24 protein-coding genes and 3 pseudogenes are annotated in these 25,232 nt (G+C 59.7%); 12 read left to right on the top strand and 15 right to left on the bottom strand.

All coding sequences use genetic code 11. The features are described from left to right. Positions 1–6: 6 nt before the first annotated feature. From RLEG4DRAFT_RS39980 to RLEG4DRAFT_RS40720, 3 genes are all read right to left on the bottom strand, one after another. Positions 7–675 (bottom strand): hypothetical protein, encoded by a 669-nt coding sequence (locus tag RLEG4DRAFT_RS39980; protein WP_125869619.1) that lies wholly within the window; start codon positions 673–675, stop codon positions 7–9. A gap of 268 nt (positions 676–943) precedes the next feature. Then, on the bottom strand, positions 944–1,129 hold the full coding sequence (locus RLEG4DRAFT_RS06025) for a helix-turn-helix domain-containing protein (protein ID WP_003576077.1): 186 nt from the start codon (positions 1,127–1,129) through the stop codon (positions 944–946). Positions 1,130–1,195: 66 nt separating this feature from the next. Then, positions 1,196–1,345: a hypothetical protein gene (locus RLEG4DRAFT_RS40720; RefSeq protein ID WP_171898175.1), complete on the bottom strand. Its 150-nt coding sequence runs from the start codon at positions 1,343–1,345 to the stop codon at positions 1,196–1,198. A gap of 215 nt (positions 1,346–1,560) precedes the next feature. Here RLEG4DRAFT_RS40720 and RLEG4DRAFT_RS06035 point away from each other — a divergent pair, with 215 nt between their 5' ends. Then, positions 1,561–2,040 (top strand): hypothetical protein, encoded by a 480-nt coding sequence (locus tag RLEG4DRAFT_RS06035; RefSeq protein WP_003576080.1) that lies wholly within the window; start codon positions 1,561–1,563, stop codon positions 2,038–2,040. A 306-nt stretch (positions 2,041–2,346) separates the two neighbouring features. Here the strand turns inward: RLEG4DRAFT_RS06035 and RLEG4DRAFT_RS42395 are convergent. Further along, positions 2,347–2,565 (bottom strand): annotated as a pseudogene (locus RLEG4DRAFT_RS42395) (hypothetical protein); the annotation flags it as partial. 274 nt (positions 2,566–2,839) lie between these two features. Further along, positions 2,840–4,369 carry an aldehyde dehydrogenase (NADP(+)) gene (locus RLEG4DRAFT_RS06040; RefSeq protein ID WP_003576085.1) on the bottom strand — a complete coding sequence of 510 codons (1,530 nt, stop codon included), beginning with the start codon at positions 4,367–4,369 and terminating at the stop codon, positions 2,840–2,842. A 557-nt stretch (positions 4,370–4,926) separates the two neighbouring features. Here RLEG4DRAFT_RS06040 and RLEG4DRAFT_RS06045 point away from each other — a divergent pair. Then, complete coding sequence (locus RLEG4DRAFT_RS06045) at positions 4,927–5,772, top strand: quinone oxidoreductase family protein (protein ID WP_210161322.1); 846 nt, start codon at positions 4,927–4,929, stop codon at positions 5,770–5,772. Positions 5,773–5,951: 179 nt separating this feature from the next. Here RLEG4DRAFT_RS06045 and RLEG4DRAFT_RS06050 read toward each other — a convergent pair whose 3' ends face one another. Beyond that, entirely contained in the window at positions 5,952–6,821 is an 870-nt protein-coding gene (locus tag RLEG4DRAFT_RS06050; protein ID WP_003576089.1) for an SDR family oxidoreductase, read from the bottom strand. A gap of 100 nt (positions 6,822–6,921) precedes the next feature. Between RLEG4DRAFT_RS06050 and RLEG4DRAFT_RS06055 the strand changes: the two genes are divergently transcribed. Next, positions 6,922–7,815 carry a LysR family transcriptional regulator gene (locus tag RLEG4DRAFT_RS06055; protein WP_003576090.1) on the top strand — a complete coding sequence of 298 codons (894 nt, stop codon included), beginning with the start codon at positions 6,922–6,924 and terminating at the stop codon, positions 7,813–7,815. Between the two features lie 339 nt (positions 7,816–8,154). Here the strand turns inward: RLEG4DRAFT_RS06055 and RLEG4DRAFT_RS06060 are convergent, their stop codons facing one another. Together RLEG4DRAFT_RS06060 and RLEG4DRAFT_RS59875 are read right to left on the bottom strand one after the other, a co-directional pair. After that, positions 8,155–8,526 (bottom strand): COG4315 family predicted lipoprotein, encoded by a 372-nt coding sequence (locus RLEG4DRAFT_RS06060; RefSeq protein ID WP_003576092.1) that lies wholly within the window; start codon positions 8,524–8,526, stop codon positions 8,155–8,157. A gap of 134 nt (positions 8,527–8,660) precedes the next feature. Beyond that, a pseudogene (locus RLEG4DRAFT_RS59875) lies at positions 8,661–8,798 on the bottom strand (KUP/HAK/KT family potassium transporter); the annotation flags it as partial. A gap of 56 nt (positions 8,799–8,854) precedes the next feature. Here RLEG4DRAFT_RS59875 and RLEG4DRAFT_RS06075 point away from each other — a divergent pair. Next, positions 8,855–10,043: pseudogene (locus tag RLEG4DRAFT_RS06075) on the top strand (IS3 family transposase). 309 nt (positions 10,044–10,352) lie between these two features. Here the strand turns inward: RLEG4DRAFT_RS06075 and RLEG4DRAFT_RS06080 are convergent. Then, entirely contained in the window at positions 10,353–10,775 is a 423-nt protein-coding gene (locus tag RLEG4DRAFT_RS06080; protein ID WP_003576097.1) for a hypothetical protein, read from the bottom strand. A gap of 3 nt (positions 10,776–10,778) precedes the next feature. Continuing rightward, positions 10,779–11,135, bottom strand: a complete 357-nt coding sequence (locus RLEG4DRAFT_RS06085) for a hypothetical protein (protein ID WP_003576098.1) — start codon at positions 11,133–11,135, stop codon at positions 10,779–10,781. A gap of 427 nt (positions 11,136–11,562) precedes the next feature. Here RLEG4DRAFT_RS06085 and RLEG4DRAFT_RS06090 point away from each other — a divergent pair, with 427 nt between their 5' ends. From RLEG4DRAFT_RS06090 to RLEG4DRAFT_RS06115, 6 genes are read left to right on the top strand one after another with little or no spacing between them, the layout of a single operon-like run. Next, entirely contained in the window at positions 11,563–12,447 is an 885-nt protein-coding gene (locus RLEG4DRAFT_RS06090) for a dihydrodipicolinate synthase family protein (RefSeq protein WP_003576100.1), read from the top strand. Positions 12,448–12,454: 7 nt separating this feature from the next. After that, positions 12,455–13,132, top strand: a complete 678-nt coding sequence (locus RLEG4DRAFT_RS06095) for a GntR family transcriptional regulator (RefSeq protein WP_171898183.1) — start codon at positions 12,455–12,457, stop codon at positions 13,130–13,132. 55 nt (positions 13,133–13,187) lie between these two features. Next, a complete protein-coding gene (locus tag RLEG4DRAFT_RS06100) occupies positions 13,188–14,516 on the top strand; it encodes an ABC transporter substrate-binding protein (protein ID WP_003576102.1) in 1,329 nt (442 codons plus the stop codon). Next, positions 14,516–15,457, top strand: coding sequence for a carbohydrate ABC transporter permease (locus RLEG4DRAFT_RS06105; RefSeq protein ID WP_003576105.1), 942 nt, complete (start codon positions 14,516–14,518; stop codon positions 15,455–15,457). Before RLEG4DRAFT_RS06100 ends, RLEG4DRAFT_RS06105 begins: the two co-directional genes overlap by 1 nt. Next, positions 15,457–16,272 (top strand): carbohydrate ABC transporter permease, encoded by an 816-nt coding sequence (locus RLEG4DRAFT_RS06110; protein ID WP_003576107.1) that lies wholly within the window; start codon positions 15,457–15,459, stop codon positions 16,270–16,272. The genes RLEG4DRAFT_RS06105 and RLEG4DRAFT_RS06110 overlap by 1 nt, the downstream gene beginning before the upstream one ends. Positions 16,273–16,290: 18 nt before the next feature. Continuing rightward, the gene (locus RLEG4DRAFT_RS06115) at positions 16,291–17,292 is read left to right on the top strand and encodes a sugar kinase (protein WP_003576109.1); all 1,002 of its coding nucleotides are present in this window, start codon (positions 16,291–16,293) and stop codon (positions 17,290–17,292) included. A gap of 6 nt (positions 17,293–17,298) precedes the next feature. Here the strand turns inward: RLEG4DRAFT_RS06115 and RLEG4DRAFT_RS06120 are convergent, their stop codons facing one another. The 3 genes from RLEG4DRAFT_RS06120 to RLEG4DRAFT_RS06130 form a co-directional block, all read right to left on the bottom strand. After that, entirely contained in the window at positions 17,299–18,144 is an 846-nt protein-coding gene (locus tag RLEG4DRAFT_RS06120) for a carbohydrate ABC transporter permease (protein ID WP_003576110.1), read from the bottom strand. A gap of 5 nt (positions 18,145–18,149) precedes the next feature. Further along, the gene (locus RLEG4DRAFT_RS06125) at positions 18,150–19,088 is read right to left on the bottom strand and encodes a carbohydrate ABC transporter permease (protein ID WP_003576112.1); all 939 of its coding nucleotides are present in this window, start codon (positions 19,086–19,088) and stop codon (positions 18,150–18,152) included. 90 nt (positions 19,089–19,178) lie between these two features. After that, positions 19,179–20,426: an ABC transporter substrate-binding protein gene (locus tag RLEG4DRAFT_RS06130; RefSeq protein ID WP_003576113.1), complete on the bottom strand. Its 1,248-nt coding sequence runs from the start codon at positions 20,424–20,426 to the stop codon at positions 19,179–19,181. Between the two features lie 566 nt (positions 20,427–20,992). Here RLEG4DRAFT_RS06130 and RLEG4DRAFT_RS06135 point away from each other — a divergent pair. Then, on the top strand, positions 20,993–22,027 hold the full coding sequence (locus RLEG4DRAFT_RS06135; protein ID WP_003576114.1) for a LacI family DNA-binding transcriptional regulator: 1,035 nt from the start codon (positions 20,993–20,995) through the stop codon (positions 22,025–22,027). An 18-nt stretch (positions 22,028–22,045) separates the two neighbouring features. On the opposite strand, the gene RLEG4DRAFT_RS06140 is transcribed toward RLEG4DRAFT_RS06135, so the two are convergent. Both RLEG4DRAFT_RS06140 and RLEG4DRAFT_RS06145 read right to left on the bottom strand, forming a co-directional pair. Continuing rightward, on the bottom strand, positions 22,046–22,981 hold the full coding sequence (locus RLEG4DRAFT_RS06140; RefSeq protein ID WP_003576115.1) for an alpha/beta hydrolase: 936 nt from the start codon (positions 22,979–22,981) through the stop codon (positions 22,046–22,048). Further along, positions 22,978–24,126: a Gfo/Idh/MocA family protein gene (locus RLEG4DRAFT_RS06145; protein ID WP_003576117.1), complete on the bottom strand. Its 1,149-nt coding sequence runs from the start codon at positions 24,124–24,126 to the stop codon at positions 22,978–22,980. Before RLEG4DRAFT_RS06145 ends, RLEG4DRAFT_RS06140 begins: the two co-directional genes overlap by 4 nt. A 282-nt stretch (positions 24,127–24,408) precedes the next feature. Here RLEG4DRAFT_RS06145 and RLEG4DRAFT_RS06150 point away from each other — a divergent pair, with 282 nt between their 5' ends. Next, positions 24,409–25,227 (top strand): sugar phosphate isomerase/epimerase family protein, encoded by an 819-nt coding sequence (locus RLEG4DRAFT_RS06150; protein WP_003576119.1) that lies wholly within the window; start codon positions 24,409–24,411, stop codon positions 25,225–25,227. Positions 25,228–25,232 lie beyond the last annotated feature (5 nt).

Genomic DNA, 25,232 nt, shown 5'->3' on the forward strand with positions numbered 1-25,232 from the left:
CGGGATTTACGTGCGCGAAATGATCTGCTGTCGGCTTCGCGAACACGGCAATGTCCGGCGATGTCGCGTCGCTTGCGTTGCGGGTCGCGCGGAAAGGAGTTCCTCCGCCTCGGAAATGGGATCGAGGCGACATACGCCGGCGCCGTCGGAATGGCGGCGCAACGCAAGTGGCCCCTCCGTGGCGAAGATGGCCGGGTTGCGAAAACGGAGCAGCTTCGTCCCCCGGGCCAACGCCCTTCGCTCACCGCCGGAATTCCCGATGAGCTTGCCGCGTTTGTTGTTCTCGCTCGGGAAGGTCTGGCTCGTCTTGAGCTGCGAGCGCGTCTGCGGAGCACTACGACCAAAAGTCCATGGCCGGCGCATTGGCGGGAAATGCGAAGCCTGTAAGTCTTTCCGCCATTCAAATAGTCGCCGTTCCGGTCGGTCGGGGCATTGGGGTACTGGGAACCGGCGCCGACCATTTGCTGCACCATGGCGGGCGTGTTGACCGTCGCCTGAAAGAAAAACAGTGTCCTGGCGTCGAGATTGCGGTCGCCTCTGGCTTCGTCCCGGAGCCACTGATAGTTGCCGCCCAAGAAGGGTCATGCTCCAGGCGCTATTCGGATAGAGTTGGACGCCGTCGCCGCGGGCGGTTGCGTTGCCGGCAGCCACCGCGTCGACCAGCAGCTTCTTCATCAGCTGATCCGGAGCGAAGGGCGTGCCCTTCTCGATGCCGACAGAGGCAAAGAGACCCAGCAATTCAAAGGTCGAGCATCGAGGTCGGCTCACGTTCGATGACAGTGTGGAGCTCCTCGAAGAAATCGAAGTCGGCTCCGCCCCAAGGCTGGAAGTCTTTGTCGATGCCTTCGGCCCGCGGGCAACGGCGACGTCGCCCCACTTGCTGACGCCATAGTGCCCAGCCCGTTTCCGCGGTGTGGAATTTTCGACTAAAGGCGCCGTGTTTTTATTTCAGGGCGTGCTCGATCCGCTCGATGTTGTGGGTCGGCACGTTGTCGCCGCGCTCGGCCGACTTGATTTCGTCGACCGTCAAGCCAGTCGTGATCGCCAGATCTTCGAGGCTGTAGCCCTTGGCAAGTCGGTCTTCCTGCAGGGCCGCAGCGGTCTCGATATTCCTCGACACGTGATCCATCGTCTTCTCCGAGTTTTTGAAATTGATTCTTGTACGAGGGTTCCATCCCTCGATGGCAGCCGGCGTTCACTTCTGCGGCGTCGCTTCCACAGATGCAAACCCGAGCTGCCGCAGCCGCTCGGTCTTCTCTTCGCGGCGCTGGCGTTCCTCGGCGGCTGATTCCTGCGCGATTGTATTCGTTCGCTCGACCGCGGCCGCGCGTTGGCCGACGGTCAAGGTTCTTTTGATCCTCGATATCATGCTATCCATCTAAGATGAGCTTATCGATAAATGGTGGTCAGTCCCAGATCTCCAATGCATGGCTGCCCTTCGCTCGGCGCGGGGATCCGCCTACTGAAGGGGCCGCGAGCGGTACTGCCTTTCCGGGAGACCGATCCAGCCCTATGATTCAGAGGCACCTGCGTGAAAACCCAGGCAGATTGGAGAGAGCGATGCGGAAGTGTTTAGGCGCGCTAACGGCTGGAGTCTTTCTCCTCCAGCCATGCTTCTTCGCCAACGCACAGGCACCGAATGCGCTGGAGAGGGCCATCGGAGATGCGCAGCCATGCAGGTCGTTGAAGACCAAGGTATCGAGCTTCGGCATCAGTGTAGAGGTAGGCGTCGACAAGCTCGATTCCGTAAAGATCGAAAACCTGCAATTGTCGGTTAATGGCGACACCGCGGAGGCGAGCGCCCGCGGCACGCTTGCTTGCAAGACCTCAGACGAAGCGCTGGTCGAAGGAGGGTTTTCAGCGACTGCTGAGGTTCGTCTGAACATCGACCTGGCGACCTGCAAGGCGACCGAGACCTCCATTGAGATCGTGAAGACCGGTGGCCGGTTCGGCGACATCGTCATGGGGCTGGAGACCGAAATCTCCGGCGCCCTCCGGCGAAGTCTGGAGAAGAACTTGGCAAAGCTTTGCGAAAAGTGACGAGGCTTGCGGCATCGCAGGTGATCTGCAGCGCCTCGATCAAATCACCAACGGGCGCTTGGCGAATGCTCGCGGTCGGATATCGATTCTGACGAGTATCGCCGCAAGCGCAGAGCTTGGCGCGGCTATGTTCGACCACCATTAGCCCAAAAAGGGTCGTGTGGAATAACGCTCAGGTTGATCGCTTAGAAGTTGTGGATCGGTCAAAATCGATCCTCGCGCAGACGAGGATGACATGGGCCGAATATCCGACCACGCGGGCTTGCTAATAGGGAACTCGGTTGCGTTCGATAATACTACTCGGCGGCTTTGCCGCATGGGGTTCTCGTCCGGGAGGACCAATGGTCCGATGATCTCGAAATCGCATGGCATTGCGTGCTGGTCGGTGCCCAGCAGTGCAAGGGACCAATAATTGGGATCTTCTCCGAAGACAGTCGAGACTTGTACAACGGTGAGCTTCCCGTCGAAGTGCTTTGCTGAACGCGCCCAGTAATAGGCTTCCGGAACCAAACTCGCGGTAAACATAACGCTCACTCCCGTTCGAGCGCGGAGGATATCAGAATTGTTATAAATGAACATGCCGCATGGTGCGCCCCCTGCAAACAGGCCATCACCAAGCGACATGGACCGGCGGCATCGTTCTCGACAACGTCCAGATGAACAAGGGCTTCTAGGTCCCGAAAGGCAGCTTCGACGCCGCGAAAGGTCGAAGCTCCAGCACATCGGGAACGGTGAACTCGCGGGGCATCTGGGCCGCTTGCGCGATTGCCAGCTAAAGCTCAACCGAAGCTTACCTCTGTCACTTGGGGCGTAGCGCAGCCGGCAGAAGGGCTTCACCGAAGTCCTGATACGACACCGGCCGAAGGAACCGGTAGATGGCCAGCGTTCCGACCGAGGTCGACCTGCCATCGGCGGTCGCCGGGTAGGGGCCGCCGTGCACCATGGCGGGCGACACTTCGACGCCCGTGCCGAAGCCATTCAGAAGAAGGCGTCCTGCCAACATCTCCAACCTCGGAACGAAACGTCTTGCCGTCTCCTCGTCCTCGGCCGCGACGTGCAGAGCGACTGTGAGCTGCCCTTCCAGTCCGTCTAGGACCTTTTCAAGTTCGGCGACGTCCTTGCATCGGACCACGAGACCCGCCGCCCCGAACACCTCGTCCTGCAGCTCGCGATGTTCGAGGAACGCAGTGGCCGTCGTTTCGAAGAGGGCCGCGGTTCCTTCGAATTCGCCGCCGTGCTTCCCGTTGGCGACGAGCTTCACTTCCGGATGCTTCTCGAGCCGACCAACGCCGTCCCTGAAAGCCTTCGCGATCGACCCGGTCAGCATCGTCTGTGCGGCGACGTCGGGAAGCAGATCGCGCGTCCTCGCGATGAAGGCGTCCAGTCCTTCGTCGTCGACCGCCAGGATCAGGCCGGGGTTCGTGCAGAACTGTCCGGCGCCGAGAGCCAGCGAGCCGACGAAGGATGACGCGATCTCCTCCGCACGCGACGCTAGTGCGGCGGGAAAAAGGATCACCGGGTTGATGCTCGACATTTCGGCGTAGACTGGGATCGGCTGCTTGCGTTCGGAGGCGATCTTCATCAGCGCGGTGCCGCCGCGGCGGGAGCCGGTGAAGCCGACCGCCCGGATGCGAGGATCCGCCACCAGGGCCTGGCCGACTTCGAAGCCGGTGTCGAAGAGGAGCGCGAACGTTCCGGCAGGAAGTCCTGCGTTCGCGACCGCCTTCTGAACTGCGCGCCCGACGATCTCAGACGTCCCCGGATGGGCGGAATGGGCTTTCACGATGACCGGGCAGCCGGCGGCTAGCGCGGAAGCGGTATCGCCCCCGGCGACTGAGAAGGCCAGTGGGAAGTTGGAGGCGCCGAAGACGGCGACGGGGCCGACTGGGATATTGCGCAATCTAAGGTCAGGTTTCGGCACCGGCTTGCGCAATGGATCGCCCGCGTCGAACCGCAGCTCCTGGAACCGACCGCCCCGGACTTCCTTTGCGAACAGCCGAAGTTGTCCAGTGGTTCGCGCGCGCTCGCCGTCGAGCCGTCCCCGAGGAAGGCCCGTTTCCGCCATTGCCCGGACGAAAAGTTCGTCGCCAACGCCGTCGATCTCCTCGGCTATTGCTTCGAGGAATGCCGCGCGCGGTTCCAGGTCGATTTCGCGGTAGACGTCGAAAGCTTCCCATGCGATCCGGGCCGCTTCCTCGACGTCGGCCGCCGAAGCGCCGCCGAACGAGACCGGCAGGGGCTTGCCGGTCGCCGCCTCGATGCCGAAGAACTCCCCTTTGGAGCCGCGCTTTTCAGCGCCCGCGATCAGCAGGCTGCCGGTGATGGTCATGATCGACATCCTCTCGAATCAAAAAGTATTACTTTTCAATGTAGGCTTTGGGAGGCTCGCTTGCCACCCAGAGCGGACCTTTTTCTGAGGAGCGGGAGTGCTTGCCGCCCCCGCTGAGGAAGATCGTTCATCCCAAACCGAAAAAGACCAGTTCCTGGTGGATGCGGGTGGAATTTCTCACCGCAGCTAGACCCTGCGACGCCCGCTTGTCCGCTATCGAGGAAGAGCGCGATCTCGATGAGAGCAGCCTTCAAGATCGGCACCTGTAACGTCAACGGCGTCAGCAGCCGCTTCGAGCCTTACTCACATGCTTGAGGAAGCGTCGATCGACGTCGTCTGCCTCGGAATTTAAGGCGCCGCTGCAAATGTGTCCGCTCAAGGCCATAGAGACGGCGGAATAGCTGCAGTCTGGCAGGGCCTTGCGTTGGTCAGCAAAGTCCCCATGTCAGACAGTACGTCAGCCAGATCGGTCTGCCGGAGATCATCTAAGGGGAGTTTGCATCACGCGATCCATTCTTGCAAAGGCCGTGACCTATAGCACGAATGGCGGCGAAGACGTGATCGAGATTGTCGAGCGCAGTGTTCGAGCGCCGCGCGAGGGCGAAATCCGGATCCACGTCAAAGCCGCCGCCGTCAGCCCCACGGACATCCTCCTCAGAGAGGTGGGAGCGCCTGGCGTCGAAGCGCCGATCACCCCCGGAATGGACGCAGCCGGCGTCGTAGAGGCCGTCGGCCCGAACGTCACTCGGCTCAAGGTGGGGGACGAAGTCATGGCCGCGTTGAATCCCCGCCGTCCCGAAGGTGGCGCCCAGGCTGAATTCGTCGTCGTGCTTGAAGCGTCCGCTGTCCGCAAGCCCAGCAACATAACGCTGGTTCAAGCAGCAACCCTTCCGATGAATGGGATGACCGCACTGTTGGCGCTGGAGCTGGCGTCGATACCGCAAGGGGAAACGCTCGCAGTGTCGGGCGGCGCCGGCCTTCTTGCCCATTACGCGATCGCCGCGGCAAGACGTCAAGGTATCAATGTGATCGCCGACGCCAAACCCGAGGAGCTCGAACTCGTTGACGGGTGCGGCGCGACGACCGTCGTCGAGCGGAGTGGCGACTTCGCCGCCGCTGTGAGAAAGCATGCGCCAGACGGAGTGGACGCCCTGCTCGATACCGCAGTCCTTGGCGAAAAAGCGTTCCCTGCCATAAAGGACGGCGGCGTTTACCTGCCGTTCGCGGGTGGAAAGACGAGCCGTCGCAGAGAGGAATCTACATCAGACCCGTTTGGGTTCGCGAGGTCCTGGAACGAACAGAATTCCTCGAGACCCTACGTCGGATGGTGGAGAGCGGCGAGATCACGCTCCGGGTCGCTGGCGAATTTCCTCCGGAGAAGATCGCTGATGCTCAACGGATGATGGCGGCCGGCGGGGTGCGCGGGCGTCCGGTGATCGTTTTCTGAGGAGACATCCGGTCGAGTTCGGTCGGTCTCCCTATACGCCATCTTCATTCAAAGAGAACCTCGGTGAGAGAGGAATGGCCTCCATCCACCGAAGGTTCCCCTTCGTCTTCTCTCTTACAGTCTGGGCCAGGATGCTCAGTTCCGTGTCGCCAGAGATGCAGCAGTCTCACGATAGGAATGCAATGGTCGACCCAGAATTTTGACCAGGCGGTCGACATCGCCATCTTCCGGGATCATGCCGTCGCTTACGTAGCGCTCGGCCATCAGGCGCATTTCATAGGCCGTCCATGTCGGCATGAACGTCGCCATATTCTGCTCGAAGCCGCTTGGATCATCGCCTCCGTAGACGATGGGACGGCCGAGGACTTCGGTCCAGATCGCGGCGACACCTTCGCCGGTCAACGTGTCCGGACCGACCAGGTTGATTGTTTCCACAGGAAGCTTGCCGGACGCCTGGTCGCGGCGGACGAGTTCGATCGCCGCCACTTCCGCAATGTCGCGGGCATCCACCATCGCCACGCCCTTGCCGCCGATGGGCATGGGATAGACGCCATGATCAAGAACGACGTCCTTGATCATGACTTCGTTGTCGATGAAGTAGCTCGGACGCAGGATCGTAGCGCTGAAGTCCATCTGCTTCAGCATCTGCTCTGCACCGGACTTCACCGCGAAATGCGGGACGTTGACGAAGCGATCAGCATGGATGACGGACAGGTAGACGACGCGTTCGATGCCGGCTTCGCGGGCGAGGTTGAGGGTGATGATGGCCTGCGTGAATTCATCGCCAGTCACCGCATTAAGTAGGAACAGAGTGCGGACGCCCTTGAAGGCGTTACGCAGGGAGGCGAGGTCAAGGATCTCGCCCTGAACAACTTCAACGTCGATCGGAAAGTTCGCCTTGGAGGCGTCGCGGGTTAGGACCCGGACCTTTGCGTTTCGAGAAACGAGCTGTTCGACGACATGGCGGCCGACGCGGCCAGTTGCGCCGATTACGAGTATTGTCATGGAAGTTCTCCGTTGGTTGTTGACAACCCGAATATGAATGGATCACTAATGATCCAATAGGCAGATAATCTGGACACGTCGTCCCACTGGTGGAACATCAATGGATCTTCTCGGTCTCGCCGATTTCGTTCTCGTGGCCCGGCATGGCGGCTTCGGCAAAGCTGCGCGTGCGACGGGGCGTCCGAAAGCGACGCTTTCTCGACGTGTTACGGACCTGGAAGCGAACCTCGGTATGCGCTTGGTTGAGCGTGGCGCTAGGATGCTTATGCTCACGGAGGAGGGGCGGGCGCTCCAGGAGCGTGCCGGAGCGCTTCTGACGGAGCTCGACGAGACGACGACTGCAATCGCGGCAGGGGGCGACAAACCTCGTGGCAGACTAAGGGTCAGTGCGCCGTTGTTGTTCTCACAGACGGCGATCGGTAAGCTCGCCGCCAGCTTCGCTCTGAAGTATCCAGAGGTGAGGGTGGAGGTCACCACTGAGGATCGCGTCGTCGACATGGTCGAGGAAGGGTATGACCTGGTGATCCGCGTCAATCCCGATCCCGACAACACCCTCGTCGGCCGCGTCTTCCTTCGAGACCGTTTGGTTGTGGTTGCACCTGCAAGACTGGAATTTCCAAAGAACGATGCCACGGTTCCAGTAATCGTGCGCGGCCCGCCGGGCGCGATGGATGCGTGGACAATAACGACGGCTGCCGGCGCAGCCTCCATCAATGTCAAACCCATACTCGGTCTCTCGTCTCTGTTGAACGTCCGCGACGCCGTGAGGATGGGCGTCGGAGCAGCCCGACTTCCCATCTCCCTCGTCAGTGACGACATTGCTTCGGGCAAGCTTTTGAAGTGGGGCGACGTGCAAGCATCTGAGATCGGCCTGTGGGCGCTCTATCCCTCAAGGCGCTTGCTCAGCGCGCGGGTGTCTGCGTTCCTTGCCCATCTGAAAGCCGCATTTCCAAATGGCACATCGGATGAGCTTTCAGCTTACATCGACGGATGATCTTGAAGGCACGGGAACCGCTTCCGGCACAGATCGCCGTCCGGGTGGCACATGCGTTCGCAACCCATGCAGAACCGACGGCGTAACCGCACAAAGCTCACTCCCGCTCGGAACTGCGCGAGCAAGGCTTTCCGTTCGAGGCGGTCCCGGCGGTCTGGCAAATACTTGGTGGCAGTTACTAGCTAATTGCGCAATTGTCGGTTCGGAAAAGCAGGGCGCTAACTCCGGTTTCGGAATACCGATGCGGACAGGGATGAGGCGCTCACGCGGATACATCATCGCCCTCATCCCCCGTTTGGAGCCTTTCAATTCAGTCCTGAAAGGCTCCAGTGCGCCGGGCTACTTGGCGACATGCCAAACACCGCCGACGCCATCGCCGGTCATATCTCCAGGCTTCTTGTCTCCAGCGAAGGTGTAAAGCGGCTTTCCTTCGTACGCCCACATCTCCTTGCCGTCGGCCGCCTTGACTAGTGACCATTCACCTTCGGCCTTGGCCTTGGCGGCGGCGTGGAAGGCAGGCCATTTCTTCAAGCAGGCCTCGTCGCAGTTTGATTTGCCCATGGCGTCCTTGTCGAACGTATAGAGTGTCATACCTTTGGCGTTTGCAAGGATCTTACCCATCTTTGTATCAACCATTTTGGCCGGTTCCGCTGCAAAGGCCGAAAAGACGGTTGCAGCCAACAAGCCCATGGAGACGATCAGCGTTTTCATGATTACCTCCAGTTTGGGAGTGCCAGCGGGATGCTGACAGGGTCCGGTATGAGCAAGAAACGCTCCGGCGAGGTGGCGGTTCCGTGATCTGACTGACGGCGATACAGATTTCGATTTGTCTTGTGACCGGCAGCCGGGGCTACCATCTCGATACCCTCGACTGCCGACAGGACGGAGATCGCCGGAGTAATGATTGCGTCGCCGAGGAAGAGCGAGACGCCGACGACGCCCAAGACAAGCACCCATTTGGGGCGACCGGTCAGGTGACCTTGCCCCGTTGAAATAATCCATTTTGAAGTAAGCTCTGGCCCATTGAGAGGACCAGGGAATGAAGCGCAATCGTTTCACAGACGAACAGATTATCGGCATTCTGAAGGAGCACGAGGCAGGCACTCCGGTCGCGGAGCTTTGCCGCAAGCACGGCGTCAGCGATGCCAGTATCTATAAGTGGAAAGCCAAGTTCGGCGGCATGGACGTATCCGAAGCCAAGCGGTTGAAGACGCTGGAGGACGAGAACACGAAGCTGAAGCGGCTCCTGGCGGATGCCATGCTTGACAATGCTGCTTTGAAAGACCTTTTGGGAAAGAAGTGGTGACGCCCGCAGCCAGCGGAACGCTGTCACTCATCTGATGAGCCACCATCAGATGAGTGAACGGCGGGCGTGTAAAGCCATCGGCGTTTGCCGGATGACGATCCGTTATGAAACGAGCCGCAGCGACGATCATGAGCTTCGCGAGCGAATGAAGGCATTGGCGCATGAACGCCGCCGCTTTGGATATCGACGCATTCATGTGCTGCTCCGGCGGGATGGTCACCTCGTGAACCACAAGAGGCTCTTCCGGCTCTATCGGGAAGAGAAGCTGACGGTGCGCAAGCGCGGCGGTCGCAAGCGAGCGATAGGCACGCGAGCGCCGATGCTGGTGCCGATGATGGCCAATGACCGTTGGTCGCTAGACTTCGTGTCGGATCAGTTCACCGATGGGCGCAGGTTGCGGATTCTGACCGTCGTCGATGATTGCACGAGGGAGTGCCTGGCGCTCGTCGCCGATACATCGCTTTCCGGTCTTCGCGTCGCACGGGAGCTTGACCGGATCATCGAGGAGCGCGGCAAGCCGAGGATGATCGTCAGCGACAACGGCAGCGAGTTCACCAGCAACGCGATCCTGCAATGGGCGGACCGGACCAAGGTTGACTGGCATTACATCGCGCCTGGCAAGCCTATCCAGAACGCCTTCATCGAAAGCTTCAACGGGCGGCTGCGAGACGAGTTCTTGAATGAAACTCTGTTCTCGTCGCTTGCTCACGCCCGGTCTGCGCTTTCAAACTGGCGTAGCGATTACAACGATCAACGCCCGCATTCAGGCCTTGGCTGGCTGACACCGGCCGAATTCGCTCAGACACTCAACCCGCGACGTGATGCGGTGCTGCGCAGCCGAAATGGCTCCGCACCGCAACCCGCCGCTACCGAACCAACAACAGCAACCAAAAACCGCTGGAGCGAACTCAAAACTGGATAAAACTTGGGGCAAGGTCACTTCCGGAAGGCGTGAGCGGGCTTGTTCCGATGTCTCAAGAGACGACGCCGAGCGCCGCAAGAACGAGCGCCGGCAGCCCCCGTGCCGGCGCTGATATTCCAGTTCCGGATCTTCAGATCGCATCTGGGAATTGGTCAAATGGAGTGTCCCATTGGCGCATCTCCAGAACGTTACCAACAGTTCATGAAGAGACGGTTCCTAGGAGAATAACCAACAGTTGCGACTGATCAAATATACGGAATTATGTAGCAAGTGCCACCAGAACTGCAAAAGTAAGAATGCTGCCCGCAATCATAGGCCGGGTTCATTGCCGGGCTGTTGAATGGAGTTCCAGAGGGTGGCCGGCGTAAAATCATAGCCCAAGCGGATCCATTGCATTACATCGAACGGGTGCGCGACAATGAGATCCGCACTGCCGATCTCATATCTTAAAGCCTGTAGGGTTCGCTGGCCCGAATGAGTAGTGTTCACCACTTGCGTGTCTACGACAGAAGCGTCCTTGGTTGCAAAATCCCTCAAATTGTCCGTAACAAGAATGTCGGCTTCGGCGCCAAAGGCTGTAGCTAGCACGCCTGCATCCTCTGCGTCAGACATGGCGAAGCGCTCTTCTCCGCCCAAAATAAGATAGGGATCGAGGGAATCTGGCCCATATTTCATGATGTCGATCATGGAGCAGACGTTGACATCGAGCAGCACTCGAACAGGACGATCCATGTATTACTTCCGGTGTGCCGCGGCACGGGCGAGGGCCGTCGCTTCTTCCAACATGTCGATCTCGCTGGACACTTCTTCTGGCCCCCCGAAGCGGTGCTCGGATGCTAGGTCGGTGGTTGCTCTCTCAAGGCGAACTCGCGCCGCCGCTGCCATCATTTCACGGCCAAGCCTGTTGATAGTGTCCTGGTCGTTCTGTGCGTTTAACTCGAGTAGGAAATCACGGACACCCTTGGGTAGCCCAACGAATACTGTGATTGCGCTCGACACCGCATTCGATACGGACCTGTTTTCCATCGAGGCCACCGCCTTCAATTTAACGGCCGTTCTGCCATCGACATTCGCCGAAACTGTAGAGGACATCGCACACTCCTATAGAAATACACCATTCCCATATACCTTCTGAAGCACCCGCATCAAGATACCTATCAAGGAATGTCACATACTCACGCCTCAAGACCCGCTTCGTTGGTCGCAATTGCTCATAATTCCGTGAATATATGTTCGGGCTAAATTTCGCGCCGACTGTTGATCAAGCCGGATCTACGAACAGAACGATTTACCGTGAATCGAATTTGCTCGCCTTATAAGTCCACTCGCTGTGCGCTGTCGGCGGGATCCAATCAACACTAAATCCGGGCAGGTGCTTTCAAGCCTTTTCGAAGGTGCAAAAGGACATTGTGGAGGGGCCGGGCAAAAACAAACGTGGGAAACTTCGGCATGCAATCATACCTTTACAACTAACATGTCAGTCTGCTACGTCTAATCCCAATAATTGGGAGGAAGCATATTGACCCAGAAATTCGGGCTGTCAGTCGCTCTCGCCACGCCGTTCGACATCAATGGCGATATCGCGATCGAAGTCATGATCGCGCAGGCTAAGCGAAGCCTTGCTGCCGGATGTTCGAGCGTAACCCTGTTCGGAACGACGGGCGAGGGCTCCTCCATCGGAACGCAGGAACGGGAACGAGTCCTGGCTCGCTTGCTCGATGCTGGGATAGCAGCAGAGAAGATCGTCGTCGGCGTGCTGGTAGACGCCGCCGAAGATGCGGCGTCGCAGGCAGGTCTTGCTCTTTCCAAGGGGGTCCGCAACATTCTGCTTGCGCCGCCTTCCTACTTCAAGAACGTCAGTGACGACGGGCTCTTCAAGTGGTTTTCGGCGGTATTCGCCATCCTGGGCGACAAGGCGCGAGACATTATCGTCTACAACATTCCCTCGGTCACAATGGTTCCGCTGACCGTATCGCTGATTGGCCGGCTGCGGACCGCCTTTCCCGATATCGTCAGAGGCGTCAAGGATTCTTCCGGCGACTGGCCTTTTACGGAAACGCTATTGAAGGCGCATGGCGATCTTGTCATCCTGGTGGGGGACGAACGCCACCTGGCCAAGGGCGTGCGGCTTGGCGGCCAGGGTGCAATCTCGGGCATGGCGAATTTCGTACCGCGTGAAGTCAAGCTGATGGCGGAGGACGGCAAGGACGATTCCCGCGTCGAAGATTTCGTGGCCGAACTGCTGAAATTTCCGGTGACCGCTGCCGTGAAGGTCATGGTCGCTCACCTCAGCTCGGATGATATATGGCTTGCAGTTCGTCCACCCCTCGTTTCAATATCCGCTGAAGGGCAGGCGGAACTCGCTCTTGCGTTCGATTCTCTTTTCCGCTCGAAGGCGGCATAGGTCAGGGATGTTTCTGGGAGAGGCGATGGACGGCACAGACGAGCAGCCGACACTGCGGGAAAAGGCGTATGAGAGTTTCACGCGCCACCTGCTTGCGCGTGACGTGCGCCCCGGCCAGTTCGTTTCGCAGCGCCGCCTCGTCGAGTTGACGGGACTGACGCTCGGTGCCATCCGCGAACTCATCCCCAGGCTTGAAGCTGAAGGGCTGATCAAGACCGTGCCGCAGCGGGGGTTGCAGATCGCTCACATCGATCTCAATCTCATCCGCGAGGCATTCCAGCTGCGCGTGTTCCTGGAGAAGGAAGCCGTGGCGCTTTTCACCCGCTCTGCGTCCGACGAGACGATCGCCGGGCTTTTGAAGCAGCATCGGGATATTGCCGACGCCATTCGAAGCGGCGATGGTTCGCACGAATTGGAAGTGCACGCGCAGGCTGTCGACTGGGGCATGCACGACGCCTTTATCGATGCTTTGGGAAATACCATCATTTCGAATGCCTACCGCGTGAACTCGATCAAGATGCGCCTGATCAGCCAGGACCGGTTTCGCATCGAGGGCCACGTCGGGCCTGTCATGGGCGAGCATCTGAAGGTGCTCGAGGCAATAGAACGACGATCGGCGGAGGACGCCGTCAACAGCCTTGTCGCACACATCAATCACGCGAGAGATCGTGCGCTCAGGATATAATCGGAAATAAACAGCCGGCGGTGAGGAGATCGCCGGCAAAAGGAGGAGGAATCACATGTCATCGTTTTTGAATCCGACGAGACGCGGCTTTCTGGCAGGTACGGCGGCTTTTGGGGCCAGCGGCATGCTCGGCATACGCTCGGCATTTGCTGCCGTTGACTGGAAGCGCTTCGCCGGCACCAAGCTCGAAGTCAACCTGGTCAAGAGCCCGCGCAGCGAAATACTGTTGAAGTACCTGCCCGAATTCGAGGAACTCACCGGCATCAAGGTCAATGCCGAAGCGACGCCCGAACAACAACAGCGCCAGAAGACGACGATCGAGCTCAGCTCCGGCAAGCCGAGCTTCGACGTCGTACACATGAGCTATCACGTGCAGAAGCGGCAGTTCGAAAAGGGCGGCTGGCTTGCCGATATCGGCGGCTTCCTCAAGGATCCTGCGCTGACCGACCCATCCCTGACCGAGGGTGATTTCGCCGAAGCCGGCCTCGCCTTCGCCAAGGATGCCGAGGGCGTTCTGCGTTCTCTCCCCTTCTCGGTCGATTACTGGATCATCTACTGGAACAAGGCGCTGTTCGAGAAGAAGGGGCTTTCCTACCCGACGACCTTCGAAGAGCTGGCAAGTGCGGCCGAAGCACTCACCGATCCGTCGACCAACACCTACGGCTTCGTCGCTCGCGGCCTCAAGAACGCCAATACGCCGGTCTGGACGTCGCTGTTGCTCGGTTACGGTTCGAGCCCGCTCGGCCCTGATGGCAAGCTGCGCACGACTTCGCCGGAAGCGATCGACGCCGCCAAGCTTTACCAGAAGCTGATGACCAAGACCGCCCCTCCAGGCGTCTCCGGCTTCAACTGGGCCGAGGCTCAGTCGGCCTTCCTGCAGGGCAAGATCGGCATGTGGCTCGACGGCGTCGGCTTTGCGCCGCCGATCGAGAACCCGGAAAAATCGCGCGTCGTCGGCCAGGTGGGTTACGGCATCATGCCGAAAGGCCCGAAGGCACAGGCTGCGGGAACCTTCGGCGACGGGCTTGGCGTCGTCGCGGCCAGCCAGAAGAAGGAAGCCGCCTACCTCTTCTGCCAATGGGCGATTTCGCATGACATGGGCGCCCGCCTGCTGCAGGCCGGTGCCGGCGTTCCTTTCCGCCAGTCCGTCCTGGAGGATGCGAAGGTCCGCGAAGGCGTCAAGATGCCGGGCGCATGGCTGGATGCCGTCGTCGGTTCCGGCAAGATCTCGCAGCTCGCGCTGCCGGTCATCATTCCGGTTACCGAGTTCCGCGACATCTATGGCGTCGGTCTCACCAATATGATTGGCGGCGCCGATCCGGAAGCCGAACTCAAGGCCGCAACGGCCCAGTTCGAACCGGTCCTGGCGAAAAGCGAGGGATGATGGCCTCGGCAAGCATCGAAACGGCCGCCGCCGCCAAGGCCGCCTCGAAGGGAAGGAGCAACGCGGGTCGCGTTGCTCCCAATTATTGGCCCTTTGTGATCCCGGCGCTGATCGTCATTGCGGCGGTCATCGTTTTTCCATGGGTGTTTACGCTTTGGATGAGCGTCAACAGCTGGACGCTCGGCCAGTCCCAGGTCTTCGCCGGGCTGGACAATTATGCGCGCCTGGCCGTCGACATGCGCTTCTGGGAGTCGCTGTGGCATACGGTGCTTTACACGACGCTCTCCGTGGTGGCTCCCCTGTTTCTGGGGACACTCGCCGCGCTGATATTCGATACGCAATTTCCGCTGCGCGGCCTTCTGCGCGGCATATTCGTGATGCCGATGATGGCGACACCGGTCGCCATCGCCCTCGTCTGGACCATGATGTTCCACCCGCAGCTCGGCGTCCTCAATTATCTTCTTTCCTTCATCGGCATCGGCCCGCAGGAGTGGATCTATAATCAGAGCAGCGTCATCCCGTCGCTGGTGCTGGTCGAGACCTGGCAATGGACGCCGCTGATCATGCTGATCGTGCTCGGCGGCCTGGCGGCGGTTCCGCGCGAACCCTATGAAAGTGCCGAAATCGATGGCGCCAATGTCTGGCAGAAATTCCGCTATCTGACGCTGCCGATGATCGCGCCATTCCTGATGATCGCCGTGATTATCCGCAGCATCGATGCGGTGAAGAGTTTCGACATCATCTATGCCATGACCCAGGGTGGCCCGGGCACGGCCTCGGAAACGATCAATATCTATCTCTATAACACTGCCTTCGCCTACTACGATATCGGTTACGGCTCGGCCATGGCGGTGGTCTTCTTCGTGCTCATCGTCCTGCTCTCCTTCGTCCTTCTGATGCTCCGGCAGCGCGCCAACTGGTCCGACGGGGAGGCACGCTGATGAAGCGCAAGACACTCGATCGCATCGGACTACTGTTTATTGCCCTTGTGATGATCTCGCCGGTCGTCCTGTTCTTCCTCTGGATGATCTCGCTGTCGTTGAAATACGAGATCGACAACGGCGCCTATCCGCCGATCTTCATTCCGGAGCGTTTCGCCTGGACCAACTACCTGAAGGTCTTTGAGGAGAACAACTTCTTTCTCTATCTCTGGAATTCGGTGCTGGTGACGGGTGCCGCGACGCTTCTGGCGCTCTTGATCGGCGTGCCTGCCGGCTACGGTATCGCACGCCTGAAGGCGGAGAAGTCGGCGATGGTCATCATGATCGCGCGCATGACGCCCGGCCTTTCCTTTTTGATCCCGCTCTTCCTGCTGTTCCAGTGGCTGAACCTGCTCGGCACGCTGATGCCGCAGATCATCATCCATCTCGTCGTCACCGTGCCGATCGTCGTCTGGATCATGATCGGCTATTTCGAGACGACGCCGATGGAGCTGGAAGAGGCTGCAAGCATCGACGGTGCGACGCCCTGGCAGATTTTCCGCCTGGTCGCCTTGCCGATCGCCAAGCCCGGCATTGTCGTCGCCTTCATCCTGTCGGTCATCTTCTCCTGGAACAACTTCGTCTTCGGCATCGTGCTCGCCAGCCGCGAGACGCGTACGCTTCCGGTTGCAGTCTACAACATGCTCTCATTCGAACAGGTGAGCTGGGGCCCGCTTGCGGCGGCGGCGTTGATCGTCACCTTGCCGGTGCTGATATTGACGGTGTTTGCGCAACGGCAGATCGTGGCGGGGCTGACGGCCGGAGCCGTCAAGTGAGCAGGTGAGACGACCGCCGTGACGAATTCTTCTGCCTTCGACCCGCCGGCTGGCCCGCCGCGCAGCGTTTTATGTGTCGGCGCGGCGGTGCTGGACACGCTGTTTCGGGTGCGCTCGTTACCGGCCGGTCAGGGCAAAATTCTGCCCTACGATATGCTGCAGGTCGCCGAAGGCATGGCGTCAAGCGCGGCCTTTGCGATCGCCCGGCTGGGCGGCAATGCCAGCCTCTGGGGCGCGGTCGGCGACGATGTCACCGGCGACCGCATCATTGCCGACCTCGGCAATAGCGGCATAGATACCAGCGGCATGGTCCGTGTGGCAGGTGCCCGCTCGGCTGTCTCGACGATCCTTGTCGATGATCAAGGCGAGCGCTTGATTGTGCCGTTCTACGATGCGGCCCTGCACGAGATGGTCAAGCCGGTCACAAAGCAGGACGCTTCCGATTTCGATGCGGTGCTGGTCGACGTTCGCTGGCCGAGGCTTGCACTGCGGACGGTGTCGGCCGCCGGAGAAGCGGGCAAACCGGCCATTCTCGATGGCGACGTTGCAGGCGAGGGCGTCATCGAGATGCTGGCACCGGCTGCCAGCCACATCGTGTTCTCGCAGCCGGCCGCCGAGCGCCTTACCGGAACGGCGGAGCCGGCGATGGCCGTCGGTCTTCTCAAGCGAAAGTTCGAGCATGCCTTCATCAGCGTTACTGCAGGCGAAAACGGATCCTTCTGGTTCGATGAGCCAACCGGCGAAATCTTCCATCTTGCCGCTCCGAAGGTGACGGCCGTCGATACGCTTGCGGCAGGCGATATCTTCCATGGTGCTTTCGCTCTGGCGATCGCAGAAGGTCTGCCGATCGCCGAGACGATGCGCCTCTCGTCCATGGCGGCGGCGCTCAAATGCCAGGTGTTCGGCGGCCGTATCGGCGCGCCCAGCAGAGCCGAGGTTTGCAATGCCCTTGAAGGGTGGAGCGGTCGGGAACAATCTTGCGGGCAGGCAGATCGAACAAGCGATCCGCCCGCGCCATGAAATTCGTCAGCTTTTGACCGAACCCGCGGTCATGCCCGCCAGGAAATAGCGCTGAGCAACCAGGTAAAGCACCAGGAGGGGAAGGGAACCCAGCACGCTCATTGCCATCATTTCATTCCATTCGAAAGCGTGCTGGCCCATCAGCAGCTGGATGCCGATCGGAACGGTTCTGAGGTCCATCGATTTTGTCAGCGTCAGTGCGAAGAGGAATTCGTTCCACGCAAGCAGAAACGTGTAGACCGCGGTGGCGACGATCCCGGGGATGGAGACGGGAACAATGACACGCCAAAGCGCCGTCCAGCTCGAACCGCCATCGACAAGGACGGCCTCGTCCAATTCCTTCGGCAAGGTATTGAGGTAGCCCGTCATCAGCAGAACGGCGTAGGGCAGTGTGAAGACCATGTAGGTGAGGATCAGCGCGAGATACGTATCGAAAATCTTGAAGGCGACCACCATGCCGAAATAGGGAATGAGAAGGGTGATCGGCGGAACGGTCTGCGTGCTGATGATGAAGATGTTCAAGGTGTTCTTGAAGCGGAATGAATAGCGGCTGAAGCCGTAGGCGGTCAGGATGGCGACGACCAGGGTAAGGCAAGTGACGACGCCGGCGACGAAGTAGCTGTTGATGAAGAACCGCACCTTCACCGGATCGTTGAAGATCGTCAAATAGGCGGCCACCGTGAAATCCTGCGGCAACAGCCGCGGCGGAAGAGCGAAGATTTCCGTGTTCGATTTCAGCGAGCTGAAGAACATCCAGACGATCGGGAAGGTCGAAAAGATGAGGCCGACCGCCAGCCCGAGATAGGTCAGGATGGTCGGCAGCGCCGAGCTCTTGAAGGATCGCTTTGCCATGCCGCTCACCTGCGCTGCTGGTGTTTGATGTAGAAGTAGGTGACGCTCATCGAAATGATGAGGATGATCATTGCACTCGCCGAAGCCAGAGAAAATTCATATTGGGAGAAGGCGAGTTTGTAGGTGAAGGTGGAAAGCACTTCCGTCGAATAGATCGGACCGCCGCCCGTCGTCATCCAGACGAGCGGAAAAACCTGCATCGTCCAGATGAAGTCGAGCAGCGCGATGCTGATGATGATCGGCATCAGTTGCGGAATGGTGATGTACCAGAATTTTTCCAGTTCGTTGGCGCCGTCGATGCCGGCTGCCTCGTAAAGCTCCTTCGAAATGCCCTGGAGGCCGGCAAGCAGGCTGACCATGTAAAGCGGATAACCCGCCCAGATATTTGCGAAGGTCAAAGCGTGAATGGCGGTGTGGGTCGAGGAAAACCACTCGACCTTGAAGTTGATGATATGCAGTGCCATCAGCACGCTGTTGACGACGCCGTTCGGGTCAAGCAGCAAACGCCAAATGATGGCGATGATGACGGCGGTAAACAGCCAGGGCAGGATGAAGAGCACACGCAGGATGCTGCGAATAAGCGGATCGACGCGATTGGTGTTCAAGAGCAGCGCGAAGGCCAAGCCGATGATGAAATGGAAGACGACGCTCATGATCGTGAAATAAAGCGTCTGCACCACCGACTGCCAGAAGATCGGATTTTCGAAGATGGTCAGATAGTTCTGCACCCCCGCGAACGCACCGTCCTTCTTCATGATGGCGCCGTCCATCAATGAATATTTGAAGACCATCACCATGGGGAACAGCATCAGCAGAACCAGCAGCAGGGTCGCCGGCGACACGTAGAAATACGGCACCAGCTTCCTTAAGGTGCTGTAGCGAAGTCTTCTTTTCCCTCGCGCTTTGGCTTGCGCAGCGACCAGAGCCGGAGCGGAATGATTCATGAGCTGTGACTTCCCATTCTGCCGAGATTTTGACGACTTGCACCGGCAGCGCCAGGTCGCGCTACCGGTGATCTCGTGAAGGCGACGCGCTTAGAACTTGGCGAGCCAAGCCTTCTCGGTATTGGCAGCCGCGTCCTTGGCCGACTGGCCACCGTCGAACATCTTCTGAACTTCGACATTCATGTCGCGCATCAGCTCTTCGGCCACAGGAAGGCCGACGAATTCATTGGCAGGATAGCCGCTCTGGAAAATTTTGAAAGCTTCGGCGAAGATCGGGTCCGATGCCACGAAGTCCGGTTTGGCATGGACGTTGCCGGGGAAGGCGTTGGCAATCGACACCAAGCGGCCGTTGACGTCTGGGCTCATCAGATATTCCACAAGTTTCCAGGCTTCCTCCTTGTGCTTGCTGCCCTCGCTGATGCCGATGCCCCAGGATGCATAGGGCATGCCGCGTTTGCCGGTGTAGCCGTCGGTGGCCGGCAAGGCTGAGATGTCGAACTTGAGCTTCGGATTGCGTTCGCGGATGAGGTTCACATGGGCGAGGGAATCGACCATCATGCCGACACGGCCGTTGACGAATTCCTCGACCTTGTCCTGTTCCTTCTTGGCAAAAATGCCGGGAGAAATAACGCCTTCCTTGTTGAGGGAAGTGAGATAGTCGAGCGTGCCGACGACGGCGTCATTTTCGAGGTCAGGCTTGCCGTCCTTCAGCATCGAGGAGCCGGAGGCCCAGACCCAGGACATCACGTCGTTCTGGATTCCGCTCGGAGACTGCAGCGATAGCGGCAAAACCCAGCCATATTGGTTCTTCGAGCCGTCGGTCATCTTTTTTGCGGCTTCGGCGAATTCGGTGCGCGTCGTCGGCAGCTTGTCGACGCCCGATGCCTTGGCGATATCGAGGTTGACAAAGACCGGGTAGACGAAGGATGCCAGCGGGAACATCACGCTCTTGCCGTCGACCTTGACGATATCGGTGATCTGGCTCTTGTCGTATTTCGCCTTCTCCATCAGTTCGTCCATGGAGGCGATTGCACCCTGCTTGGCCAGCCCGTTGACCCAGGCGCCATCAAGGCCGACGACGTCGCTGAGGGTCCCGGAGGCGGCGCCGACGACGATCTGGTCGCGCGTCGTGGCATAGGGACCGCTGACCAGGGTCACCTTGATACCGGGATTTGCCGCTTCGAAATCGTTCATGATGCCGCGGAGCGCACCGGAGGGCATTTCCGGTTCCCACCATTGAATGAATTCGATGGTGGTGTCGGCAAACGCCGATGTAGCGCATAGCGCCCACACAGCGACGGCAGCCCGCATTGTCACGCCGAACTTTCTGATATTCATCTGTGCCTCCCATAGATTCAGTTATCGATCCTCCTCAAGACCGTAGGTAAAGTAGGTTCCGTGAGGCACCCGTATGTCAATGAAGAACTGCGAATCGGAAAAAAGGAGTCGTCTCCGCAGGCAACACGATCCAAGCTAAATTGCTGATAAATAACCATAATATTTGGGTTTCTCTTTGAGATTTTTTCGCAGCATTTGTGTTGCTTGTGATGCATTTTTTCTTTACTTTCGTAAACAAATGAAAGTTTGCCCAATGAACCGAAAGGCCGCGCACCCCACGTCTTCCCTGCAAATTTTCCAAGTAGGGCTTGAAACAAGGGCCTTTGCGCAAGCGCGGCGCGAATGGCGCACAAGGCAGATGGAGGCGAATATTTCGTTTTTCGAAAGGGAGCCGAGATCCGCACCGAAAATGACGGATCAAGCCCGCCTGCCGGTGATTTTCAGCAATTCCAGATATCGAGATCGCCCTGTACAACTTGCTCGAATGCGTGATTGCGCGTCGGCGGCGTTGCCGTTGGTGCGGTCTTATTTCGATCCAGCGCGTCGTCCTGCCGGTAAGGAACTGAATGGCCAAGAAGAGTTATAAATCGATGGATGACTTCGCGACCGCCTCCGGCGTATCGCGTCCGACCTTGTCGAAATATTTTGATGATCCCTCGCAGATCAAGGAGGTGACCCGCAAACGCATCGAGGCGGCTCTCAAGAAGTCGAATTTCGAGCCGAATCTTTTTGCGCGGCATCTCAATCGCAAGCGGACCAGGAATATCGGGATCCTGGTCCCGACCATGTCGGATCCTTTTTATGTGCAGGTCGTATCTCTGATCGAGCTCGAGCTGCGCGACAAGGGATTCTGGCCCGTCCAGATTTCCTCGCACACGCGGCCGGAACTGGAGGCGGAGGCGGTGCGGACCTTGCTGTCGCTGAAGGTCGCGGGCGCGATCGTGGCGCCGCTCGGGGCCGGTTCGCGCCGTTCCGCGCTGGAAAGATTAAAAGATGGAATTCCCGTCGTCTGCTTCGACAATCCTGCCAGCGGCGATCTTCCTTATGTCGGCAACGACAACGCCCAAAGCATGGCCGCCATTGTCCAGTATCTTTGCCGGTCTGGTGAGCCACCGATATTCCTGGAAATTCCGCATTTAACGGAAAATGCTGGCGAGCGGCAGGCGAGTTACCGCGCGACCATGGCAAGGGAAGGGCATTCCCCGCTGGTCATCGATTGCGACGCACCGCCTTCCTGGGAGTTCGAGCGTCTCGGATACGAGCAGATGCAGCGAATTCTTGCGCGCGGCGGCCTTCCGGGCAAGACCCTGCTCTGCGCCAACGACCGGTTCGCTTTTGGCGCGATGGCGGCTGCATTCGCGTCCGGCCTGAAAATAGGCCGCAACAGCGCCTGCGATGTGCGCATCGCCGGGCACGACGACCACCCGCTGAGCCGATATACCTGTCCGTCCCTGACGACGATGGCCCAGAACGCGCCGGAGATCGCTGCGAAATCCGTGGAGCTTTTGCTGGCTCACATCGAAAGCGAGGACGAGGGTACGACCCCTTCGACAAACAGCGTGATCCTGGAAGCGACCTTGGTGATGCGCGACTCGGCCTGAGATCATCGTGGGTTAGGCTCAACGCGCCAGCGCAGGGTCCATGACGCGCCATGCCGTTGCAATGGCTTCGAGGGCCTCCTGCGCCTCCGGAATGGCCCGCTGCTTCGAGACGAAGCCATGGATCTGACCGGGCCATGTCCGGCTTGTCGCCTGGGCTTCCGAGCTGAGCCGTTCGGCATAGAGGGCCCCTTCCTCGAACAACACGTCGTGGCCGGCAAGGATCACCAGCGCCGGTGCCACGCCGGCCAGCGACTCCGCCCGCAGCGGCGAGGCGCGCCAGTCGGGCCCGCTTGCGGGCTCCGGCAGATAATGGTCGCGGAACCATCTCATCGCCGCGGCCGTCAGGCCGAAACCCTCTGCGTAACGCAAGTAGCTGTCGGTTGTCTGCAACTGGTCGGTCACCGGATAGATCAGCACCTGGCCGATGAGGGCCGGCACCTGTCCGTCGCGCGAGAGAAGAGCGATGACGGCGGCGAGATTTCCGCCGGCGCTATCGCCGGCGACGACAATCCGCGCCGGATCGATGCCGAGCGCATCGGCCTGATCCGTCATCCAGACGAGCGTTGCTGCGCAGTCTTCGATCGCTGCCGGAAAGGGATGTTCCGGGGCGAGGCGATAGTCGGGCGAAACCACGACGGCGCCGGCCATATTGGCGAGGCTCCGGCAGATGTCCTCATGGGTTTCCGGTGCGCCGATCACAAATCCGCCGCCATGGAGATAAAGCAGGGCGGGCGCTCCCTGGCGCGGCGCGCTACGGCCGCGCCATATCTTCAACCTGGTTGCGCCGGCATGCCTTTCCAGTGTCTCCGCCACGTCTTCGAGCGGCCACTGGATGTCTGCGAAACTGTCGAGATATTGCTGCCGTGCCAGCGCCGGCGTGCAGCTTTCCACAGGCTCTTGCGGATCGCCCGGCCATGCAAGTGCAAGTCTTGCCGATTCATCCAGTTGTGTCATGCCAGCAAGCTCCTTGCCTCGTCTTCCCGCAATTCCCTTGGCTGGGCGACGGTCCCCGCGATGGTCTGGCCGGCACCGGATTCACCAGCGCGAAGGATGGCTTCCATGACCTCGAGCACATGCAGCGCGAGCTCGCCCGAAGCGCGCGGCGCGCGGCCCTCGATGATGGCGCGTGCGAGATCGGCAAGACCAAGCATGCGGTAGTTGGCGCGGTCCGGCGCTGCGACCGGCCAGTTGACGGCTCCGAAGAGATCGCCTGATGTATCGGTTTCCTGCCAGGGCGCGCCGCGGGTGGACAGGGCGACGCGGCCGCCGAAATTGTCCGGGTCGGGCAGGCGCAGCGAACCTTCGGTGCCGTGCAGCTCAATCGGCTGGTTGGAGTGGCGGAATACGTCCCAGGAGGTGGCGAAGGTGACTGTGGCGCCGCATTCAAATTCCAGCAGCGAAAGCACGCTGGTCGGCGTGCCGACCTTGAATGTGGTGCCCTGCTTCGGGCCCTCAGCGGTAATGAGCCGCTCTTCCTGCCCGCTTGTGGCGACGGCCTGCACGCGGCGGATCGGCCCCATCAGATTGACCATCATCGTCAGATAATAGGGGCCCATGTCCATGACCGGCCCGGCGCCGGCCTGGTAGTAGAAGCTGGGGTCCGGGTGCCAGTGCTCCATGCCCCGCCCCATCATGAAGGCTGTTCCCGTTACCGGCTTGCCGATGGCGCCTGCCTCCATCTGCCGCCGGGCATGACGTCCGGCCGCCCCCAGGAACGTGTCGGGCGCCGAACCGAGCATGAGACCCTTTTCGGTGGCCGCGTTCACCAACCGGCGGCCTTCCGCGGCCGTGACGCCGAGCGGCTTCTCGGTGAAGACATGTTTGCCCGCCGACAGCGCCCGCATGGAGACATCGAAATGCGCAGCCGGAATCGTCAGGTTGAGGATCAGGTCGATGTTCTTGTCGTCAATGAGATCATCGACATCGGCCGCCCGTAGGTTGAATTCGGCTGCGCGGCGTTTGGCGGCGTCCACGTTGATATCCGCACAGGCGGTAATTTCGACGCCGCGAAACAGTGGCGCGTTGCGCATATAGGCGAGCGAAATGCTGCCGCATCCGACAACGCCGATCCTCAGTTTCATATCATTGGCCTGTGCCATCTAAGAACCTGACCTTGCCGTTCCGTGCTCGGAGAGTTGGGGATTTGTTACGTTGGACGCGCGAGGAATAAATTATATTGACGCACGCTAACATTTTCACTTACGAAATGACAAGACGTTGGGAGGCGTCGCAATAGCCGATGACGAACTCTCCGCTCAGGGTCGCGACCGCGTCCTTGAAGGATGTTTTCGGCAGGTGGGCGGCAGACGCCCGCAATGTGGCCTCGCGCCGGTTCCGGCTTCGATATCGGCTGTCACCAACGAATAGGTCAGGACCAAGTTATGAACAATGCTGCGCTGAAGATTGGCTGCCAGACATTCACCTGGGAAATGCTGGGCAAGGGGTGGAGCGGCGGACCGGATGATCTGGTGCACGCCATCGCCGATGGCGGATATGCCGGTCTCGAAATCACCGACACGATGATCGGTCACTACGCGCTGAAGCCTGCCGACTTTGCCCGGACGCTCGCGGATGCCGGTTTGACGCTGGTTTCCTTTGCCTTCGGCTCGGACAGCGGATTCACGGTGGCGGAAAAAACTGCCTCCGATCTGGAGACGGCGCGGCGATGGGTGGATTTCGTGGCGAATTTTCCTGGCGCGATGGTGTCGATGGGCTCGGCCACCGCCGTTTCGGATGGCCCGCGTGACGAGAAATTCGCCATTGCGGCGGAGTGCTATAATCGGGCGGCCGAGATCGGACGCTCGGCCGGCGTCGCTGTAGCCGTCCACCCTTCCTCGCACCACAACACGCTGCTCTTCACCCGCAACGACTATGACCGCCTGTTTGCTCTGCTGGATCCATGGGTCGGTTGGGTGCCGGATACCGGTCATATCCTGCGTGGCCGTCAGGAGATGGACGACACGCTGGCGACCTACCGGGACCGCATCCGCTACGTGCATCTGAAAGATGTCGACGCCGACGGGATCTGGGCGATGCTCGGCGAAGGTGTCTGCAATGTGCCTTCCGTGATTTCGGCCGTTCGGGAGGCGCCGCAGTTCAACGGTTGGATTGTGGTGGAGGAAGAATCGGATCACGCCGGATCCGATCCTGCCACAGCCGTTCGCGTCAACCGCGAGACGCTTCGCCGGCTGGGGTTTTAGCCGAC

Source organism: Rhizobium leguminosarum bv. trifolii WSM2297 (genome assembly GCF_000271845.1).

What these genes read in the sequence shown, in the direction of transcription:
- RLEG4DRAFT_RS39980 (WP_125869619.1), bottom strand. Translation starts at nt 675, where the DNA reads ATGAAGAAGCTGCTGGTCGACGCGGTGGCTGCCGGCAACGCAACCGCC.
- RLEG4DRAFT_RS06025 (WP_003576077.1), bottom strand. Translation starts at nt 1,129, where the DNA reads ATGGATCACGTGTCGAGGAATATCGAGACCGCTGCGGCCCTGCAGGAA.
- RLEG4DRAFT_RS06035 (WP_003576080.1), top strand. Translation starts at nt 1,561, where the DNA reads ATGCGGAAGTGTTTAGGCGCGCTAACGGCTGGAGTCTTTCTCCTCCAG.
- RLEG4DRAFT_RS06040 (WP_003576085.1), bottom strand. Translation starts at nt 4,369, where the DNA reads ATGACCATCACCGGCAGCCTGCTGATCGCGGGCGCTGAAAAGCGCGGC.
- RLEG4DRAFT_RS06050 (WP_003576089.1), bottom strand. Translation starts at nt 6,821, where the DNA reads ATGACAATACTCGTAATCGGCGCAACTGGCCGCGTCGGCCGCCATGTC.
- RLEG4DRAFT_RS06055 (WP_003576090.1), top strand. Translation starts at nt 6,922, where the DNA reads ATGGATCTTCTCGGTCTCGCCGATTTCGTTCTCGTGGCCCGGCATGGC.
- RLEG4DRAFT_RS06060 (WP_003576092.1), bottom strand. Translation starts at nt 8,526, where the DNA reads ATGAAAACGCTGATCGTCTCCATGGGCTTGTTGGCTGCAACCGTCTTT.
- RLEG4DRAFT_RS06080 (WP_003576097.1), bottom strand. Translation starts at nt 10,775, where the DNA reads ATGGATCGTCCTGTTCGAGTGCTGCTCGATGTCAACGTCTGCTCCATG.
- RLEG4DRAFT_RS06085 (WP_003576098.1), bottom strand. Translation starts at nt 11,135, where the DNA reads ATGTCCTCTACAGTTTCGGCGAATGTCGATGGCAGAACGGCCGTTAAA.
- RLEG4DRAFT_RS06095 (WP_171898183.1), top strand. Translation starts at nt 12,455, where the DNA reads ATGTTTCTGGGAGAGGCGATGGACGGCACAGACGAGCAGCCGACACTG.
- RLEG4DRAFT_RS06100 (WP_003576102.1), top strand. Translation starts at nt 13,188, where the DNA reads ATGTCATCGTTTTTGAATCCGACGAGACGCGGCTTTCTGGCAGGTACG.
- RLEG4DRAFT_RS06105 (WP_003576105.1), top strand. Translation starts at nt 14,516, where the DNA reads ATGGCCTCGGCAAGCATCGAAACGGCCGCCGCCGCCAAGGCCGCCTCG.
- RLEG4DRAFT_RS06110 (WP_003576107.1), top strand. Translation starts at nt 15,457, where the DNA reads ATGAAGCGCAAGACACTCGATCGCATCGGACTACTGTTTATTGCCCTT.
- RLEG4DRAFT_RS06120 (WP_003576110.1), bottom strand. Translation starts at nt 18,144, where the DNA reads ATGGCAAAGCGATCCTTCAAGAGCTCGGCGCTGCCGACCATCCTGACC.
- RLEG4DRAFT_RS06125 (WP_003576112.1), bottom strand. Translation starts at nt 19,088, where the DNA reads ATGAATCATTCCGCTCCGGCTCTGGTCGCTGCGCAAGCCAAAGCGCGA.
- RLEG4DRAFT_RS06130 (WP_003576113.1), bottom strand. Translation starts at nt 20,426, where the DNA reads ATGAATATCAGAAAGTTCGGCGTGACAATGCGGGCTGCCGTCGCTGTG.
- RLEG4DRAFT_RS06135 (WP_003576114.1), top strand. Translation starts at nt 20,993, where the DNA reads ATGGCCAAGAAGAGTTATAAATCGATGGATGACTTCGCGACCGCCTCC.
- RLEG4DRAFT_RS06140 (WP_003576115.1), bottom strand. Translation starts at nt 22,981, where the DNA reads ATGACACAACTGGATGAATCGGCAAGACTTGCACTTGCATGGCCGGGC.
- RLEG4DRAFT_RS06145 (WP_003576117.1), bottom strand. Translation starts at nt 24,126, where the DNA reads ATGGCACAGGCCAATGATATGAAACTGAGGATCGGCGTTGTCGGATGC.
- RLEG4DRAFT_RS06150 (WP_003576119.1), top strand. Translation starts at nt 24,409, where the DNA reads ATGAACAATGCTGCGCTGAAGATTGGCTGCCAGACATTCACCTGGGAA.